This is a genomic window from Arthrobacter sp. D2-10 (genome assembly GCF_054161285.1).
This window is the reverse complement of the sequence record NZ_CP096431.1, coordinates 2,370,120-2,388,664: the sequence shown is the minus strand read 5'-3', so window position 1 is coordinate 2,388,664 and position 18,545 is coordinate 2,370,120. Positions and strand designations below refer to the sequence as shown.

At 62.9% G+C, this 18,545-nt stretch carries 13 protein-coding genes and 1 tRNA gene; 10 read left to right on the top strand and 4 right to left on the bottom strand.

Annotated elements, in window-relative coordinates; translation table 11 throughout:
- The first annotated feature begins 16 nt into the window (after positions 1-16).
- Genes nudC through M1D74_RS11100 form a run of 3 tightly spaced genes read left to right on the top strand, consistent with a single transcriptional unit; the run spans position 17 to position 3,660 of the window.
- Complete coding sequence (nudC, locus tag M1D74_RS11110) at positions 17-994, top strand: NAD(+) diphosphatase (protein WP_458115363.1); 978 nt, start codon at positions 17-19, stop codon at positions 992-994.
- Positions 994-3,099, top strand: a complete 2,106-nt coding sequence (locus tag M1D74_RS11105) for an ATP-dependent DNA helicase UvrD2 (protein WP_458115362.1) — start codon at positions 994-996, stop codon at positions 3,097-3,099. The genes nudC and M1D74_RS11105 overlap by 1 nt, the downstream gene beginning before the upstream one ends.
- Before the next feature lie 27 nt (positions 3,100-3,126).
- A complete protein-coding gene (locus M1D74_RS11100) occupies positions 3,127-3,660 on the top strand; it encodes a M48 metallopeptidase family protein (RefSeq protein WP_309070932.1) in 534 nt (177 codons plus the stop codon).
- A 14-nt stretch (positions 3,661-3,674) separates the two neighbouring features.
- Here the strand turns inward: M1D74_RS11100 and M1D74_RS11095 are convergent, their stop codons facing one another.
- Positions 3,675-5,102 (bottom strand): zinc-dependent metalloprotease, encoded by a 1,428-nt coding sequence (locus M1D74_RS11095; protein ID WP_458115361.1) that lies wholly within the window; start codon positions 5,100-5,102, stop codon positions 3,675-3,677.
- 294 nt (positions 5,103-5,396) lie between these two features.
- Here M1D74_RS11095 and M1D74_RS11090 point away from each other — a divergent pair, with 294 nt between their 5' ends.
- From M1D74_RS11090 to M1D74_RS11075, 4 genes are all read left to right on the top strand, one after another.
- Entirely contained in the window at positions 5,397-6,509 is a 1,113-nt protein-coding gene (locus tag M1D74_RS11090) for a YlbL family protein (RefSeq protein WP_458115360.1), read from the top strand.
- A gap of 248 nt (positions 6,510-6,757) precedes the next feature.
- Complete coding sequence (locus M1D74_RS11085; RefSeq protein ID WP_375164370.1) at positions 6,758-9,703, top strand: UPF0182 family membrane protein; 2,946 nt, start codon at positions 6,758-6,760, stop codon at positions 9,701-9,703.
- 56 nt (positions 9,704-9,759) lie between these two features.
- A tRNA-Met gene (locus M1D74_RS11080) sits at positions 9,760-9,833 on the top strand.
- 98 nt (positions 9,834-9,931) lie between these two features.
- Positions 9,932-10,456 carry a DUF6328 family protein gene (locus M1D74_RS11075; protein WP_309123600.1) on the top strand — a complete coding sequence of 175 codons (525 nt, stop codon included), beginning with the start codon at positions 9,932-9,934 and terminating at the stop codon, positions 10,454-10,456.
- On the opposite strand, the gene M1D74_RS11070 is transcribed toward M1D74_RS11075, so the two are convergent.
- From M1D74_RS11070 to M1D74_RS11060, 3 genes are all read right to left on the bottom strand, one after another.
- Positions 10,425-11,813, bottom strand: a complete 1,389-nt coding sequence (locus M1D74_RS11070) for a cryptochrome/photolyase family protein (protein ID WP_458115359.1) — start codon at positions 11,811-11,813, stop codon at positions 10,425-10,427. The genes M1D74_RS11075 and M1D74_RS11070 overlap by 32 nt on opposite strands.
- 135 nt (positions 11,814-11,948) lie before the next feature.
- Positions 11,949-12,713, bottom strand: coding sequence for a PspA/IM30 family protein (locus tag M1D74_RS11065; protein ID WP_309070927.1), 765 nt, complete (start codon positions 12,711-12,713; stop codon positions 11,949-11,951).
- A gap of 52 nt (positions 12,714-12,765) precedes the next feature.
- Positions 12,766-14,880 carry a TPM domain-containing protein gene (locus tag M1D74_RS11060; protein ID WP_458115358.1) on the bottom strand — a complete coding sequence of 705 codons (2,115 nt, stop codon included), beginning with the start codon at positions 14,878-14,880 and terminating at the stop codon, positions 12,766-12,768.
- Positions 14,881-15,173: 293 nt separating this feature from the next.
- Between M1D74_RS11060 and M1D74_RS11055 the strand changes: the two genes are divergently transcribed.
- From M1D74_RS11055 to M1D74_RS11045, 3 genes are all read left to right on the top strand, one after another.
- Positions 15,174-16,604: a S1C family serine protease gene (locus tag M1D74_RS11055; RefSeq protein ID WP_458115357.1), complete on the top strand. Its 1,431-nt coding sequence runs from the start codon at positions 15,174-15,176 to the stop codon at positions 16,602-16,604.
- Positions 16,605-16,734: 130 nt separating this feature from the next.
- The gene (locus tag M1D74_RS11050; protein ID WP_458115356.1) at positions 16,735-17,553 is read left to right on the top strand and encodes an electron transfer flavoprotein subunit beta/FixA family protein; all 819 of its coding nucleotides are present in this window, start codon (positions 16,735-16,737) and stop codon (positions 17,551-17,553) included.
- Between the two features lie 44 nt (positions 17,554-17,597).
- Positions 17,598-18,545 (top strand): electron transfer flavoprotein subunit alpha/FixB family protein, encoded by a 948-nt coding sequence (locus M1D74_RS11045; protein WP_458115355.1) that lies wholly within the window; start codon positions 17,598-17,600, stop codon positions 18,543-18,545.

Here is an 18,545-nt window from a genome sequence, read left to right as displayed (position 1 = left end):
ACCGTACCGTAGAAATATGACCCAAGCCGTCGGCATGCAGGCAGCCGGTACTGCCAGCCTCCCCCCACTCGGATCCCTGCCTCTGGCCCGCGGCACGGCTGATCGCGGCTCAACCTTCCGCACCACCCCTGATCTGTTCGACCGGCTGTGGGAGGAACCCGGGACCCGGATCCTTCATCTTGCCCAACGGCGTGCGCCCGTTCAACAGCGGAGGCTCGTGCTGAGTCCTGTGTCAGAGGTCGTTCGCCCGGAGAATCCGATTTACCTCGGCAGCACAGTTGAACCAACGCCGGACCTACCCTCCGGCACGCACATCGTCCTTGTGCAGTACGAGGAAGTTCAACCTGAGGTTTCACCGGAAGAGTCGTGGGTCACGTTGCGGGACGCCGCGGCTGAACTGACCCCTCAGGAATCGGGCCTGTTCGTTGAAGCCGTGGCCATCTCCAACTGGCACGCCACCCATACGCACTGTCCGCGCTGCGGTCAACGAACTGACCCGATCGACGGCGGTTGGGTCCGGCGATGCCCGGCCGATGAGAGCCAGCATTTTCCACGGACGGATCCGGCAATCATCGTGACGGTGACGGACGAGGAGGACCGCCTGCTCCTGGGATCTTCCGCCGCCTGGCCGGAAAATCGCTTCTCCACTCTCGCAGGGTTTGTCGAACCGGGTGAGTCTCTTGAAGCTGCCGTGATACGCGAAGTGGAGGAAGAGTCGGGCATCGTCGTGCATTCGCCGACTTATCTGGGATCGCAGCCCTGGCCGTTCCCGGCCTCCCTGATGCTGGGCTTCACCGCCAGGGCATCGCACGCTGAGCCCATGGCCGACGGCGTCGAAATCAGGGAGGTGCGCTGGTTCACCCGGGAGGAACTGTTCGTCGGCCTTCGGGAAGAGCGCTTGTCCGTGGCCTCTGGAGCATCCATTGCACGCGCGCTCATCGAGAATTGGTACGGTGGCCCCCTCGATGAAGAACCGTCCGCCGGGAGACCGTAGTGGAGGGTTCCGTCGAAGAAAAGATCCTCGCCGGCCTCGATGACGAACAGCGCGCGGTGGCATCTCAATTGAGCGGTCCGCTCTGCGTTCTTGCCGGAGCCGGAACGGGAAAGACCCGGGCAATCACCCACCGTATTGCGTACGGTGTGCACACGGGAGTGTACAAACCCCAACAGGTCCTTGCGGTGACCTTCACTGCACGGGCAGCAGCGGAGATGCGCACACGTCTCCGCGATCTGGGAGCCCAGGGCGTACAGGCGCGCACCTTCCACGCGGCTGCCTTGCGTCAACTTCAGTATTTCTGGCCGCAGGCAGTCGGAGGAACGCTGCCTGCTCTCGTCGACCATAAGGCGCAACTGCTGGCGGAAGCTTCGCGCCGGCTGAGGCTGAGTACTGACCGCGCCACCATCCGGGACCTCGCTGCTGAAATCGAATGGGCAAAGGTATCCATGCTGACGCCGGACACCTACGTCGAGGCTGCCAGCGGCCGGGTGGAACCGGCGGGTATGGATACCACCACGGTTGCCCGTGTGTTCAGCACCTATGAGGATCTTAAAGTGGATCGCAACGTCATCGACTTTGAGGACGTACTGCTCATCACGGTGGGAATACTGCAGGAAGATGCCAAGGTGGCAGCGACCGTCCGTGCTCAGTACCGGCACTTCGTGGTGGATGAATACCAGGACGTGTCGCCGCTGCAACAGCGCCTGCTGGACTTGTGGCTGGGGGAGCGGGATGAGCTCTGTGTCGTGGGAGATGCCAGCCAGACCATCTATTCCTTCACCGGCGCCACCAGCGCCCACCTGCTGAACTTCACCGGGAGGTATCAGAAGGCCCAGGTCATCAAGCTCGTCCGGGACTATCGTTCGACGCCCCAGGTCGTGCACCTTGCCAATTCGCTGCTCGCTGCCAGAACAGCCGAAGTTGAGCGTCGGGGCGGCGCCGGCACCTGGGCTACGCCGCTACAACTGATTGCCCAACGACCTCCGGGGCCGGCGCCCAGCTTCACTGAGTGCAGCGACGATGAAGCAGAGGCCACTGATGTCGCTCGACGGATCTCGGCCCTGCTCGATGAGGGCGTGCCCGCCAGCGAAATCGCAATCCTCTACCGGACCAACGGCCAGTCAGAGGCGTATGAGCAGGCCCTCGCGACCGCGGGCATTGGATACCAGTTGCGCGGAGCGGAACGATTCTTCGCACGGCGTGAAGTACGGGAGAGCCTGCTTCAGCTTCGGGCTGCCGCGCGCGCGGCGACTGACGATGATGTGCCGCAGCTGGTGCGCGATGTCCTCGCATCCCTCGGGTACACCGGCGAAGCTCCGCAGAGCTCCGGTGCCGTCCGTGAGAAGTGGGAGTCGCTGGCCGCGCTGGTCTCACTCGCCGACGAGCTTCACGCGGCGCGCTCAGAGCAGGGCTTCACACTCCAAGACTTCGTCGTCGAACTCGACGAAAGGGCGGCTGCACAGCACGCACCCACAGTTCAGGGCGTAACCCTCGCGTCACTGCACTCAGCGAAAGGCCTCGAGTGGGACGCCGTGTTCCTCGTAGGGCTGAGCGAGGGACTGATGCCCATCTCGTTCGCCGATACGCCGGACGCCGTCGATGAGGAGCGCCGCCTCCTCTACGTCGGCATAACCCGTGCCCGCAAGCACCTTGCCCTCTCCTGGTCTACCTCCCGCACTCCGGGCGGTCGGGCATCGCGGAAGCCTTCCCGGTTCCTCGACGGCCTCCGTCCTGACTCCGGTGGTACACGATCCTTCCGACAACCTACTGCCCGACGCGAGCGGAAGATGTCTGCGCCTGCGAACTGCCGCAGCTGCGGGAAGGTCCTCGGAACGGGAGCCGAACGCAAGATCGGCCGTTGCGGGGACTGCCCTGCGAATTACAGCGAGGAGACGTTCGAAGCGCTGCGGAACTGGCGTCTGCAGGCAGCCCGGGAAACGGACGTTCCTGCCTTCGTTGTCTTCACAGACGCCACACTGGTCGCGATCGCAGAAGCTCGTCCTGACTCGCTGGAGAAATTGGCGCAGCTTGCCGGTGTCGGCCCAACCAAGCTGGAACGTTACGGGGAGTCGGTGCTTAGCGTCCTTGCGCAGGGCAGCTGAGAGCGCACACGTGGAAGGAAACGCCGCATGACCGCGAATAATTCGCCGGCACCATACCCGGTGGAGGTGCGTCGGTCGGCCCGCCGTCGCCGGACGGTCAGCGTGGACCTGCGCGACGGCGTTGCAGTGGTTTCGATTCCGGCTTCCTTCAGCGCGCGCCAGGAAAAGCAGTGGGTGGAGAGAATGGTTGCCAAGCTTCACGCGAATTCCCAGCGGCCGGCACACTCCGAATCCGGGTTGAGCGACCGGGCCTCCGAGCTTTCAAAGCAATACCTGGTCGGAAGGGGCATGCCCACGAGCATCCGCTGGGTCACGAACCAGAACTCCCGCTGGGGATCCGCGACACCCGCTTCCGGCGCTATCCGGTTGTCCCACAAGCTGCAGGGGATGCCGGACTGGGTTATCGACTACGTGATCCTGCACGAAATGGCACACCTCATCGAGCCAACACACAACGCGACTTTCTGGAGTCTGCTCAAAAGCTACCCGCACACCGAAACCGCCAAAGCGTTCCTGCTTGGTGCAGCCTATGCAGCAGACCACGGTCTGAGCGGCCGGTAACCCGGCCGCTCGGGTCAGCGGCCGTCGTCGCTTGTGCCGTTTGAGGTATCGTCGCCGTCGTCAGCTGCAGGAGGAGCATCCTCGTCCTGGGACTTCTCATCCGCGGTTGGCTCGAAACCGCCGGCGAGGAGTTTTTCCAGGGCGGCGTCGACGTCTGCGTCCTCTGATTCGGCCAGCTGCCGCCGCTTGCTGAATCCTGCCGGATCGTCAAGGTCTTCAGGTGTGGGAAGCAGATCGGGATGCTGCCAGATGGCATCCCGCCCAGCGATTCCGCGCTCCTGGCGCAACTGTTCCCACAGGGCAGCGGCATCGCGCAGGCGCCGGGGGCGTAGTTCCAGGCCCACAAGCGAGGCAAACGCGTTCTCCGCGGGGCCACCGGTGGCGCGGCGGCGGCGAACCATCTCGCGAAGCGCGACCGACGACTCAAGCTTGGCGGTGGCGGCCGCACTCAACTCATCGACCCAGCCTTCGACAAGGGCCAGAGTGGTCTCCAGACGAGCGAGAGCCGCTTCCTGGGAGGCAGTGCGCTCCGGCATGAAAACGCCCTCGGAAAGCGCGCCCTGCAGCGACTCGGGATTCGACGGATCGATGTCGCGGGCGACTTCCTCGATCTTCGACATGTCGATGTGAATGCCGCGGGCGTAACTCTCAATTGCACCCAGAAGGTGTCCCGTCAACCAGGGCACCTGGGTGAACAGCCGAACGTGCGCAGCCTCCCGCACCGCGAGGAACAGTCGGACATCGTAGTCGGAGATATCCAGGCCTTCACCGAATGCCTCAACGTTAGCCGGGAGGAGGGCCATGCTGTGTTCAGCCAGGGGTATGCCGATGTCAGTGGAACTGACGACGTCGCGCGAGAGCGCACCGACCGCCTGCCCCAGTTGCATCCCGAACATTGCGCCGCCCATGTTCTGAAGCATCGATGCCGCACCGCCCATCATGGACTTCATTTCTTCCGGCATCTGTTCCGTGATGGCGTTGGAGAGCGCGAGCGCGATGCTGGTAGCTACCGGTTCCGTGAGCCGCCGCCAAGTGTCCATGGTGGCTTCGACCCATTCGGCGCGGGACCACGCCTTGCCCAATAGGGCTGTGGACGGGAAGTCGGTGACGGGGTCCAGCCACATCTCGGCGAGCCTGAGTGCGTCGTCCACCTCACGCTTCGCGGTGCTGCTCACTGAGGGATCCCCGCCGGTCGCGGCGGCGCGGCGGGCCTGATCGCGGGCGAGACTCCAATTCACCGGGCCTTCAGACCGTGCCGCAAACATGGCCTGAACCTGCTGCATCATCATCGCCATGGCCTGGGGGTCATTGGGCAGCCCTGCTGCCTTCGCGATTTCCTGTGGGTCGATGCCCTGCATGTTCCCGCCCATGAGACGCTCAAGCATCTCAGAGAGCGGATCCTTGGGAGTGTCGTCTTCGTTGTTCGACGGATTGGAACTCATCGATACCACCGGTCCTTGGTCGAAACTGGTTGAAGCTGGACGGAGCATGGCAAGCCGGACGGGATCCGGCGGGGGCTTCGAAGGTGCCCTACTCCAACCTGCAGCTGCGGTCGCTCAGGACCTCAAACGTTACCGGGAGCCAATGGACTTGTCCTGCACAGCGTGAATGAGTTCGCTCTAGGCAAAGCACCTACGTTTGCAGGGGCGCCTCGAGCGCAGGGTGGGCTTGTAGGCTTGGAGTGGAATGCCCTGAAATCTCGCCATCCCGGGATACTTGGCGCCCCCAAATCGAAGGTGAACCACTTGATTCAGCCCCTCGCCCAGAGAACGGACAGGCCCCGGCACGACCCCGTGAAACGGGATCCCCGCTTCACGGTGATGTCGGTTTCCGGCCTGCTTGCGGTTGGCCTTGGCGCTGCGGCAGTCCTCCTGCCGTCCCCGTACGTGGTCGAGTCTCCCGGTCCGACATTCAACACCATCGGCGCGATCAACGACGAACCGTTGATTTCCATCGACGGACAAGAGACCTACCCCACGGGCGGTGCGTTGGATCTCACGACCGTGTTCGTCGCTGGCGGGCCCGGTCAGAGCGTCAGCATCTTCGACGCGTTCCGTGCCTGGGCAGACCCATCCCAGGCCGTAACCCCTCGTGAACTGGTTTATCCCCCGGACGTTTCCGAGTCGGACGTCGAACAGCAGAACGCACAGGCAATGACCTCATCGCAGGAATCGGCGGTTGCTGCAGCCCTGGCCCACCTGGAAATCCCGTACGAGGAAACTCTTTCTGTCGTGGGATTCGCACCTGAGTCTGCCGCCGAAGGGCTTCTGCAGGAGGGAGACCAGCTCAACCGTGTCGGGAACGAGGAGATCGAAGCGTTGCAGCCGCTCAAGGATGCGCTGAATGCCTCGGGCGGCGACGACGTGAACATCACCGTCACGCGTGACGGTGAAACGGTCGTCGAAACGGTGAAGCCACGCAAGGGGGAGTCCGGTGACTATCAGCTGGGCGTCTTCCTGATGTCCGAATTCCAGTTCCCGTTCGACGTCGACATCGCCCTCGACAACGTGGGTGGCCCGTCAGCCGGCATGATGTTCGCGCTGGGAATCGTGGACAAGCTGACTGATGGGCAGTTGACGGGCGGGAAGCATTTCGCCGGCACCGGGACCATCGACTCCTCAGGCGCTGTCGGACCCATCGGCGGCATCCGGCAGAAACTGGCGGGCGCCCGGGAATCTGGAGCGGAAGTCTTTCTCGCTCCGGCGGCTAACTGCGGTGAAGTCGCCGGTCATGTTCCCGACGGCTTGAGGGTGGTCCGCGTTGAGACCCTTGAGGACGCGGTGACAGCCGTCCGCACTCTGGGTGAAGAGAACGACGGCGGTGCTGATCTGCCGTCCTGCGAGGACTGATTTCGCCGGTGAGACCCGCGATGGACACGATTGGGAAACGATTCACGGCCGGCCCCCGCCGGGCGGAACTGAATTGTGTGGCCCGTACGTGCACAGGGCAGAATAACAACAGTGGACCCATGCGCCGCTGAGCGCACACAGCACTCCGTACCCCCGAGGATGAGGTAATAGTGACATCCGGACCAGACCGGCCATTCAGCAGCAGGCCGAGCCAACCGTACTCGGCCCCAAGCAGGCGGCGTGGACCGCTGATTCCTACCCTGATCGTTCTCGGTCTGCTGGTGGTGGGATTCGTGTACTTCTCCCAGGTCTACGCCGACGTGCTCTGGTACAACCAGCTTGGATTCCTTGAGGTATTTGTCACCGAGAATCTCGCACGTATCGGTCTCTTTGTCGCCGCCTTCCTGATCATGGGCGCAAGCGTCTATCTGAGTCTGCGGATCGCATACCGATCACGGCCGATCTACGCGCCGGACAGCAGCATCCAGGACAACCTGAACCGTTACCAGGCTCAACTCGAGCCCATTCGCCGGCTGCTCATGCTCGGCATCCCTCTTGTGCTCGGCGCTTTCGCGGGCACGGCGGCCTCGTCCCAGTGGGAGCGCATGCTCCTCTTCTTTAACACCGAGGCATTTGGTGAGGAGGACCCCCAGTTCGGACTGGACATCGGGTTCTACGTTTTCACCTTGCCGTTCCTCGGATTCCTGATCGGTTTCCTTGTCAGTGTTGTGGTGATCAGCGGCATTGCAGGTGTGCTCACCCACTACCTGTACGGTGGCATCCGTCTGGAGGAAAAAGGGCTGTTCACAAGTAGGGCTGCCCGGACGCACATCGCGGTTCTCGCAGCACTATTCCTGATTCTTCAGGGCGTGAACTATTGGCTGGATCGGTACGCCACGGTTACCAGCGGCGACGGCAAGTGGGCCGGTGCCCTGTATACCGATGTCAACGCGGTCATTCCGACCAAGGCAATCCTCGCCGCCGCCGCTGTCATCGTCGCTGTGCTTTTCATCGTTTCCGCGATCATCGGGCGGTGGCGTCTGCCCATGATCGGCACGGCGATGCTGGTCATCACCGCCATTCTTGCCGGTGGTGTCTACCCGTGGGTGATACAGCGCTTCCAGGTAGTCCCCTCGGAATTCAGTCGTGAAGAGCCCTTTATTGAACGCAACATGACCATGACACGTGCCGCCTACGGTCTCGATGAAGTGCAGGTCAATGACTATGGTGTCGAGGACGTCCCCCAGGAAGGAGCGCTCAACGAAGACGGCGAGACGACCGCCAATATCCGGCTTCTTGACCCCAACCTGGTGAGCGACGCGTTCAGTCAGCTCCAGCAGTTCCGTCAGTACTATCAGTTCCCCGAAATCCTCAACGTCGACCGCTACGAGATCGACGGTGAGATCGAGGACACCGTCATCGCGGTCCGCGAGCTCAACACGGCCGGCGTTCCCGAAGGCTGGATCAACGAACACGTCTACTACACGCATGGTTACGGCGTGGTGGCTGCTGCGGGTTCCACTGTGGAACCCGACGGTCGTCCGGAGTTCATCCAGTCCGGCATCCCTTCGACCGGTGTACTCGGCGACGAGACCACGTTCGAACCCCGCATCTACTTCGGCGAGGAATCTCCCGAATACTCAATCGTGGGTGCCCCGGATGGAGCAACACCCCTGGAAATCGACCGTCCGCAGACGGAGGAATCCGACCAAGAGGCGCGCAGCACCTTCCAGGGTGAGGGCGGCCCGCAGGTGGGGAACTTCTTCAACCGGCTCGTGTATGCCCTGAAGTTCCAATCGACGGATTTGCTCCTCTCCGACCAGGTGAACGGCGAATCGCAGATTCTCTACGACCGGGACCCTGTCGACCGTGTCGAGAAGGTGGCACCGTACCTGACGCTGGATAGCAACACCTACCCGGCCATCGTCGACGGGCGCGTCAAGTGGATCATCGACGGATACACCACCACCGCGGACTACCCGTACTCCACGCAGCAGGAACTCCAGTCAGCAACGGTTGACTCACTCACTGCGGAAGGTGTTACCGCGGCCCTACCGGCAGAACAGGTGAACTACATCCGCAACGCGGTGAAGGCAACGGTTGATGCCTATGACGGCTCGGTCAACCTGTATGCCTGGGATGACCAGGACCCCATCCTGAAGGCCTGGCAAAAGGTCTACCCGACGTCCCTGCAGCCCTTCAGCGAGATGTCGGCAGACCTCATGGCACACGTCCGGTACCCGGAAGACCTGTTCAAGGTTCAGCGTGAACTGCTTGCCCGCTACCACGTGACCGAGACCCAACCCTTCTACAGCAACAACCAGGCCTGGGCGGTCCCTGTGGACCCAACGCTGGAGGACGGCGAGCAGAACGTCAAGCAGCCTCCGTTCTACCTCTCGCTGCAGATGCCCGATCAGGATTCCGCCAGCTTCTCGCTCACCACTCCATTCATCCCGTTTGTTCCCGAAGGCCAGGAACCACGAAACATCCTTTACGGGTTCCTCGCGGCGGACGGCGACGCGGGCACCGGTGAGGACGGGGTCAAGGCGGAGAGCTATGGAACACTCCGGCTGCTTGATTCTTCCGGGCAGGATTCGGCGGTTGGCCCGGGCCAGGCAGCGAACCTCTTCAACTCCGACACCGAAGTGTCACAGCAGTTGAACCTTCTGCGCCAGGGCGCGTCCGAGGTGATCAGCGGAAACCTGCTCACCCTGCCCATCGGCGGCGGCATCGCTTACGTGCAGCCCGTATACGTCCAGTCCTCGGGAGATTCGTCCTTCCCCGTCCTGCGGCGCGTGCTGGTGAGCTTCGGCGAGCAGGTCGGTTTTGCTCCGACGCTGGATGAAGCCCTGGATCAGGTGTTCCAAGGCGACTCTGGGGCAGTAACGGGCGACAGTGAAAATGTCGGTGAAACGCCGGACGACCCGGCTGCTCCACCTGCAGGGGAAGAACCGACGGCGGAGCCTACCGAAGAGCCCACCACGCCGGCCGATCCGGGTACGGGTGATCCGGCCGCCGATCTTCGGGCTGCTCTGCAGGAAGCTAACACCGCCATCCAAGAGGGCCAGACGGCCCTCGCAGAAGGCGACTTCGCAGCCTATGGGGAAGCGCAGGAGCGGCTCGACCAGGCCCTGCAGCGGGCTTTGGACGCTGAAACGCGCCTCTCGGAGGCTTCTGGAGGAGCCACCGAATAGGGTGAATCAGCCCGATTTGGGATCCGAGCCCGCGGCGGGTAGAGTAGTAATCACGCCGCGGGGTGGAGCAGTTCGGTAGCTCGCTGGGCTCATAACCCAGAGGTCGCAAGTTCAAATCTTGCCCCCGCAACAAGTAGATGAAGGTCCTGGAAGTTCGGCTTCCAGGACCTTCTCTGTTTCCTCAGCCGGTTTCGCCCGTCGGCAGCGCCGCTCACCTACACTATGTCCATGATCGATCAGGGACCGGTGGGTGGTGATGAAGAACGGGGAGAAACCGCGCTGCAACGCGTCGACCGTAACTGGCTTGAACTATTGCAGGAACTCCGCGTGCTTCAGACCGGTATCCAGATCCTCACGGGATTCCTCCTGACGCTGCCCTTCCAGTCCCGTTTCAGCGATCTTGATGCGTTCCAGGTGACCGTGTATCTGGTCCTGGTGGTGCTCTCCGCCCTCATCACGGCGCTGCTGCTGAGCACCGTGATCATGCACCGGACGTTCTTCCGGTTGAGGATCAAGGAAACGCTTGTGCGCAACGCAGACCGGATTCTGCGCATGACCATGCTCCTGGTAGCGCTGGTCCTGGTGGGGACCACCGGTCTCATCTTCGATATCGTGTTGAACCGGACGGCGGGAACCATTACTGCGGTCGGTCTGTTCGTGCTCATTCTCGCTCTCTGGGTGGTCGTTCCAGAGATGCTCAAGCGGCGGTCGGTGAGAGCTGCTAACCCTGACGCAGCTCCTGGTATGCGGTGAGCGCCCTGTTGCGTGAGTCCTTGAGATCGAGCAGCGGCGCGGGGTATCCCGGCGGCGCGTCCTTCCACGGTTCGTGGACATGGGCTGCGGAGCGCAGCTCCGGCACCCACCGCCGGAGGTAGTCGCCGGCGGCGTCGAACTTCCTGCTCTGAGTTACTGGATTGAAGATGCGGAAATAGGGGGCGGCGTCTGCTCCCGAGCCGGCCACCCACTGCCAGTTCGCGGCATTATTCGCCGGATCTGCGTCAACGAGGGTGTCCCAGAACCACTGTTCGCCCACTCTCCAGTCCACCATCATGTTCTTCACAAGAAATGATCCGACGGCCATGCGAACCCGGTTATGCATCCAGCCGGTGTGCCACAGTTGACGCATCCCGGCGTCGATCAGGGGATAACCCGTGCGGCCATAACGCCAGGCGTTCAGTTCCTCCGGGTCCGGTTGCTGCCACGGAAAGGCGTTGAATTCCGTTCTGTAGTTGTCGGTGGCGAGGTGCGGGTGATGATAGAGCAGCTGCCAGCAGAACTCACGCCAACCGATCTCCTGGATGAAGACGGCAAGGTCATTTGCTACCGATGGTGCTGATCCGGCGCGAGCGGCATGCCAGACCTGAAAGGGGCTGATCTCGCCGAACCGGAGGTGAGGAGACAGACGGCTCGTGCCCTCCACATTGGGCAGTTGCCGGGCCTGTGCGTAACCGTCAACAGTGTCACTGAGGAAATTCGCAAGCAGATCCTGTGCGGTCTTCTCACCCGGCGTCCATGTCTCACGGAGACCCCCTGCCCAGTCAGGAGTGCGGGGGAGCAGTTGCCAGCTGTCGAGCTCAGCAGAAGGGAGTGAAGGACCCCTCAGGGCGGACGGAGCCTCGAGAGGCATGCGCGGGTCGGGCAGGCGCCGGCAAGCCCTCCAGAAGGGACTGAACACTCGGTACGGGGAGCCGCTTCCGGTAGTTACCTCCCACGGTTCGAACAAAAGGTTCGCCTGAAAGCTGCTCACCTCACATCCGCCGGCGCGCAAGGACGCTTTGAGTGACGCATCAACAGTTCGCTCGGCCTGCGCGTACCGACGATTCCAGTAGACGGCATCCGCTCCTGCCTCTTCGACAAGGCGCGGTATTGCATTCGAAGCCCGGCCCGCCCGAAGGACCAGCGGGATTCCGCGCGCTTCTAGTCCAGCGGAGAGGGCCGTCAGGGAGTGATGGAGCCACCAACGGGAGGCGCTGCCGAGCGGTCTTATGTCCTCGCTCGCCTCATCCAGCACGTAACAGACGACGACGTCACCCCTCTCCGCTGCTGCGTGCAGGGCAGGGTTGTCGGCTAGACGGAGGTCGTCGCGAAGCCATACTACGGTCAGAGCCATACAGGTCAATCTACCGGCGGGCTACAGGCGTCGTTTATGCCGGCCCTAGCCTTATGCGCTTTCGATAGGGCAGGAGGCCTGAAAACAGGACGGCGGCTCCGTCAGGAACCGCCGTCTTGCGTTCAGAAACTGCCGTCAGTATTTGGGAACTTCCTCACCCTGCTCGATGGCGGACTGGCCGGCGCCTGCGCTGCCAGACTTCAGAGCGGCGAGCCGGGCCTCGATCTCGCTCTGCTCACCGAGGTCCTCCAGGCTTTCGAACTGCGCGTCAAGACTCGAGTTGGCAAGTTCAGCCTGCCCGAGGACGCGTGCTTCCTCGCGACGGATCTTCTCTTCGAATCGGCCGACTTCACTGGTGGGATCCATGAAGTCGATGCTCTTCATGGCGTCATGAACCTGCGCCTGAGCTGCTGCCGTGCGGGAGCGGGCAATGAGCTCATCACGCTTGCTGGTCAGCTCGTTGAGCTTCCCCTTCATCTGGTTAAGCCCGCCCTTGAGCTTCTCCACGATCTCAGTCTGAGACGCGATGGTCGGCTCGGCGCCCTTGGCCTCGTTCTCGGCGGTAATCTGGCGCTGGATCGCGACCTTGGCCAGATTGTCGAACTTCTCAGCGTCCGCCGTGTCGCCGGACGCCCGGTACTCGTCGGCCTTCTTGGATGCTGCCAGGGCCTTGTTGCCCCAGGTGCGGGCGTTCTCCCGGTCCTCGTTGTAATCCTCCTGCAGCATCCGCAGGTTGCCGATGGTCTGCGCAACCGCACTTTCGGCCTCCGCGATGCTGTTGGAGTAATCGCGCACCATCTGGTCGAGCATCTTCTGCGGATCTTCCGCCTGATCAAGCAGCGCGTTGATGTTGGCCTTTGCCAGTGTTGCCATACGTCCGAATATTGATTGCTTTACCATGGGATACCTTTCGATCTGCCTGACTATTTACTGCCTGGTTGAGGTCGCTCTCCTAGAAATCTCCGAAGCCGCCTCCGAAGTCACCGAAACCGCCGCCGCCGGCATCGAACCCGCCGAAACCGCCTCCACCGAACATGCCGCCGTCCCCGCCGCTGAAGCCTCCGCCGTCTCCGCCGAAGAAGCCCCCACCGTGGCCGCCGCCACCGTTGAGGATGGAGCCGATCAGGATACCGCCGAGCAGGGCACCCCCCATGCCGTCACCACGGCCACCGAACATACCGCCTCCACCGAAACCACCCATCCTTCCGCCGAAGCCGTCCACATCGCTCTGCGCGATCTGGCCGGCCTGCTCCGCAAGTGACACGGCCTGCTGAGCGTGCGACAACGCGGTGACCGGATCCTGCGACTGAATGCGCACCGCGTAATCGAGGTTGCGTTCCGCTTCAGCCAGACGTGTCCTGGCTTCGCTGCCCACCCCTCCGCGTCGAGCCCGAATATAATCGGCGGTACCGGATATCCGTGATTGGGCAGCCATGATGGTGTGCTGCAGCGTCTCGCGTGCCCGGCGGGTCTGCTCCGCCTGGTCACGGACGCCCCCAACGGCAGCGTCAAGCTGTGTGTGGGCGTTCTCGACCCGCTGAAGAAGCGAGACGGGATCGATCCTGCCCGACGCAATCTCCCGCTGTACAGACTCAAGGGCGGCGGTTGCACCGGCAACTGGACCTGCAAGTTCCGGATTGGATCCAGCAGCGACCATCGCCTGTGCCTGGGCAAGGTCCTGGGCCGTCTCTGAGACGGCTCTTTCCATCTCCCGCTCAGCGGTGGACAGCTCGGCGGCACGCCGGTCTATGGCTTCCAGCAGGACCTTTGTCTGGTGGACCCCTTCTTCAGTGGCTCGGACGGCTACAACTGCCGCGCTGGTGTTGCCCTCTGTCAGTTGCCTCTGGGCTGTCGAAGCAGCGTTGTCGACGAACTGCAGCCGCTCCCGTGCCTGGTCAACATTGTCCTCGATCTGCGATGTGGCTGAGCCAGCGTAACGTCCCTGAAGCTGGCGCAGCGTTCCCTCTGCCGCCGCAAGACGTGCGCTGACATCCGCAGCTGCGGCCTGTGCCTCAGCGAGGGCCTGGGGCGCATTGCGTTCCAGCTTCCGCAGGGCATCGAAATCGGCTTTGTGCTCCTGGAGGCTGGCGTTGACTGAATCACACCTGCGGATGATGTCGCCGAGCCACTTCCGCTGATCCTCTTCGGTGTCGGGGATGTGGTCGTCGAGCTGCTGCTGCAACTTGAAGGACTCGCTCATGTGAGCCCTCGCAGCGGCGATATCCTCCGCGAAGGGCTTAACGGCCTCATCACCGTATTGGGCCTGGGCGAAACCCAGCTCCTGCTCGCTGGACTTGATGGCGTCATCGGCTGCGATGAGCAGGGTTCCGGCACGGCGCCGGAGATCTTCCACGCTGAGTGACGCCAGCGGATCCAGCACCTGACCGTCCGCTCCGCGGCCCGGTCCGAACTCGATCTCTGAGGCCGACTGGGTCTGCTGCTGCTGCAAGCCGCGGTTTTTACCCTTGGACCTCAGGTAGAAGTAACCGCCGACTCCGGCAAGTACGAGTAGCCCGCCGATGAAAAGGAATGAGCCCCCACCCCCGCCGTCGGCGGAAGTCCCGGCGGTACCAATGGCGCCGCCGTCGAGAACCTGGTCAACCCCGGTTACGGCTGCGATCGCAGCCCCTGCCCAGTCACCCCCACTCAGCTCCGGTCTGGCGAGACTCTCGTAGATAGCTGTGGATTCATTGTCGATCTCGCTTGAACTATCGGCGAGAATGCCACCTCTGCTTTCATCGACGCTGACAACGAAAATCGCGTCGTCGGCCTGAAATGAGCTCGCTTCAGCAGTTGCCGCGGCCCAGTCGCGGGGGCTGGACGGGTTGCTGAAGGAATCGATGTAGGCAACGTGCAGGGTATAGCCGTGCTCGCTCTGCAGCTGCCCGATCGCCTGCTCCACTTGTTGCTGCTCTGCGTCGGAGAGGACATCAGCCTGGTCAATCACGGTCTCAGAACTGAAGTCGACCGGGTCAACGGCAAATGCCGGAGTTGCGAGGAGTGGGCTGAGCAGAACCAGTGTTCCAACTCCCGCGGCGGAGCAGACGCGCGTGATGCTTGACTTCATTCACAACCCTTCAGCCATGTCCGCCGGGCGCTCCGGGAACGGGCGAACCGCCGTAATGCAAGGCATTAATCCCCCGGTCCGCCTGATTGCGATTCTATGGCGCGCTTCTGGGGCAGTCCACCGAGAGCGCTATGCCCCGAGCGAAACTGCATACGGTGCGACAGATCGGCCTATGCGGGAGAATGAAAGTGAAGGCTCCATTCGGCTGGTTCACAGCGCTCGTACAGGAAACATCAGCTTTTAATACAGCCTGATTTGCCATAGTTCAGGAAGCACCAGTGAAAGGACAAACGATGACCGAGAACAACGGGTCGTACGATGGACCGCTTCCACCCCGCCCGCAGAATCCCCCCAGCCACAACCCAAATATCCCGCCCACGCAACAGCATCAGGCCCACCCCCTCACGGCGCCGATCGACACAACCGGACAGGAACGCGGGGAGTCCTTCGCGGCACATCCACGGCCGCAGGGCACGGCGAATGGATATGGACCCTACGCCACCCCCGGCGGACCCCCGAAGAAGCGCGAGTCCAAGAAGCGGGTGGGAACAGGCACGTTCATTACGGGAATGCTCGTTGCGGGCCTCCTCGGCGGTGGCGTCGCTGTCGGTGCCGACGCGCTGCTGGACTCCGGCGACCCGGCCTCAAACAACGGCGGCTCGCAGGCGCAGTCCGTTGTGGTCAACGACACCGAGAACGTCAACGAAATCACTGGCGCTGCTGCCAAAGCCTCGCCCAGCGTAGTGACTATCTCCGTCAACGGCGGCGGTTCCGGGGGATCCGGGTCGGGCATCATTCTCGACGCGGAGGGCCACATTCTCACCAACACGCACGTGGTGACCCTCGGCGGCCAGGTTGCAGACGCGGCAGTAGAAGTCCGAACCAATGACGGGCGGGTTTTCCCGGCAGAGATCGTCGGAACAGACCCGCTATCCGACCTTGCAGTGATCAAGATCGACGCTCCGGACCTCCAGCCGGCAACACTGGCGGACTCCTCCGAACTGAACGTGGGAGACGTCGCCATCGCGATCGGCGCACCCCTTGGTCTCAGCGGAACCGTCACGGACGGCATCGTGTCGACCCTCAACAGGACCATCAGCGTGCAGTCCTCGGCGGTTCCGGAAGAACAGGCCGACGCACCCGAGCAGGATCCGGGCGACGGATTCAACTTCCTCCCGCCTGACGGCTCCCAGGCGCCGCAGCAGGGAGGCCAGGGTTCGATCTACCTCAATGTGATTCAAACCGACGCGGCGATCAACCAGGGGAACTCCGGAGGAGCGCTGGTCGATTCACAGGGCCACATCATCGGAGTGAACGTGGCAATCGCGTCGGCCGGAACGGGCGAGAGCGCCGGCAACATCGGCGTCGGATTCTCGATCCCGATCAACTACGCGAAGCGCGTGGCTGAGGAAATTATCGCCAACGGCGAGGCGACCCACGGGTTCCTCGGGGTGAGTGTCGGCGCCGCATCCGGCAGCGGGGAGGGCAGTTCCTTCTCCGTCGGCGCCCAGGTCCAGTCCGTCGAGGCCGGCAGCCCGGCAGAATCCGCCGGTATCAGGGAAGGGGACATCATCACCCGAGTCGGCGACTTGTCGATTGAGGATCCGAAGTCCCTGACCGCAGCGGTACGGATGCTCGCCGAAGGGGAGTCCACCCAGGTGGAACTGAAACGCGGTGAGGAGACCCTGACCCTCGATGTCACGGTCGGACAGGCACCCGCCTAGAGCAAGCGAAAACCACCGAGCAGCAGCCCCCGTTCGAGGGGGCTGCTGCTTCGTCATATAGCTGCGGTAAACGGCATGCCTGTGTGGTTAGCTTGTGTGCGGGCAGCTACTAGCCGGAGGAAAGGCACCAATGGACGAGACACATTCCGCGCTGAATATCGCAGTGTTGGTGAAGCACGTACCGGATGCGCAGTTCGACCGTCACCTCAACGGAGAGCACAACACCACCGATCGCTCGGAAAGCATCCTGTCGGAACTCGATGAGTACGCTCTCGAAGCGGCACTGCAGCTGGTGGAAGCCCTGGGTGGAACGGACCACAAAGTCACGGCCGTCACAATGGGCCCGTCGCAGGCGGTCAATGCCGTGAAGAAGGCCCTGCAAATCGGTGCCCACGAGGGCGTCCATCTCAGTGACGACGCCCTGGCCGGATCGGATGCCTCCGGCACGTCGCGTGCCCTCGCCGCCGTCGTGCGCCATCTTGGCGACGTCGATCTGGTGGTGACCGGCATGGCCTCCACCGACGGGGAGACCTCCCTTGTCCCGGCACAGCTCGCTGAACTGCTCAACCTTCCGCAGGTCACGTTCGCCTCGAAACTGGAACTGCAGCACGACGGCGGCGCCTGGCAGCTCACGGCGCAGCGCGAGAGCGACAATGTGGCCGAGACCGTGGAAAGCAATCTTCCGGCAGTCGTCTCGGTTACGGACCAGATCAATGAGCCGCGGTACCCGAACTTCAAGGGCATCATGGCGGCCAAGAAGAAGCAGATCACCACCCTCGGTCTGGCCGACGTCGGACTGGAGGCTTCGGAGGTCGGGCTCACAGGTGCCTGGACCCGGGTCAATGAGGCGCAGCAGCGCCCGCCGCGCTCGCAAGGCGTCATCATCACCGACGAAGGCGACGCCGGACGCCGGCTGGTTGACTTTCTCACCGAGCAAAAGCTGCTCTGACCGCAGAGCCTCCCAGCGACACAACTCTTCAAGGAGCCTTTGGTATGGCAAAAGTCCTCGTATACATCGACACGCCCGGTAAGAACCTGCACAAGACCGATCGAGAACTGTTGACCCTTGCGGGAAGCCTCGGCGAGCCGGCGGCCGCGGTGCTCGGTGACCTGACCGACGGCGTTGCAGCGGAGCTTGGCGCTTACGGCGCAGGGACCGTCTACCGTCCTTCATCCGATGGGCTTGGTGAGCTGCTGGTGGCAGGGAAAGCCGCATTCCTCGCCGCAGCGGCCCAGGAATCACAGGCCGACGCCGTGCTCCTCGGCAACACGTTCGAAGCCAAGGAGATCGCAGCACGGACCGGTATCCGTCTGTCCTCGGGCGTCATCACTGATGCAGTAGCGGTGAATGAGGACTTCAGTGCGACGAAATCGGTCTTCGCAGGGTCATACAGCGTGAACTGCGCCGTGACGACCGGACGTCCCATCATCACGGTCAAGGCCAATACCATCGAGGTTGCAAACCCGGAGGGCGGTTCCGCGCCCGAAATACGCACGGTGGACGTGGCAGTGCCGGACGCGGCCGCACACATTACAGGACGGACCGAAAAGACTGCGAGCGGCAGGCCGTCGTTGGATGAAGCCCGGATCGTGGTGGCCGGCGGCAGGGGAGTGGACGGTAACTTTGGTCCCGTCGAAGACCTCGCGGATGCGTTGGGTGCAGCTGTCGGGGCGTCAAGGGCAGCGACCGACGCCGGGTGGATCGATCATTCGGCTCAAATCGGCCAGACCGGCAAGACGGTCTCCCCGCAGCTCTACATTTCGGCTGGTATCTCGGGTGCTATCCAGCAGAAGGCAGGAATGCAGACCGCGAAGGTGATCGTCGCAGTCAACAAGGATCCGGATGCCCCGGTGTTCGAGATCGCCGACTTCGGCGTTGTGGGAGACCTGGCAACCGTCCTGCCGCAAGCGACCGAAGAAATCAAGAAGCGCCAGAGCTGA

Coding starts and splice junctions, on each gene's coding strand:
- nudC (WP_458115363.1), top strand. CDS start 17: ATGACCCAAGCCGTCGGCATGCAGGCAGCCGGTACTGCCAGCCTCCCC.
- M1D74_RS11100 (WP_309070932.1), top strand. CDS start 3,127: ATGACCGCGAATAATTCGCCGGCACCATACCCGGTGGAGGTGCGTCGG.
- M1D74_RS11095 (WP_458115361.1), bottom strand. CDS start 5,102: ATGAGTTCCAATCCGTCGAACAACGAAGACGACACTCCCAAGGATCCG.
- M1D74_RS11075 (WP_309123600.1), top strand. CDS start 9,932: ATGATCGATCAGGGACCGGTGGGTGGTGATGAAGAACGGGGAGAAACC.
- M1D74_RS11070 (WP_458115359.1), bottom strand. CDS start 11,813: ATGGCTCTGACCGTAGTATGGCTTCGCGACGACCTCCGTCTAGCCGAC.
- M1D74_RS11065 (WP_309070927.1), bottom strand. CDS start 12,713: ATGGTAAAGCAATCAATATTCGGACGTATGGCAACACTGGCAAAGGCC.
- M1D74_RS11060 (WP_458115358.1), bottom strand. CDS start 14,880: ATGAAGTCAAGCATCACGCGCGTCTGCTCCGCCGCGGGAGTTGGAACA.
- M1D74_RS11055 (WP_458115357.1), top strand. CDS start 15,174: ATGACCGAGAACAACGGGTCGTACGATGGACCGCTTCCACCCCGCCCG.
- M1D74_RS11050 (WP_458115356.1), top strand. CDS start 16,735: ATGGACGAGACACATTCCGCGCTGAATATCGCAGTGTTGGTGAAGCAC.
- M1D74_RS11045 (WP_458115355.1), top strand. CDS start 17,598: ATGGCAAAAGTCCTCGTATACATCGACACGCCCGGTAAGAACCTGCAC.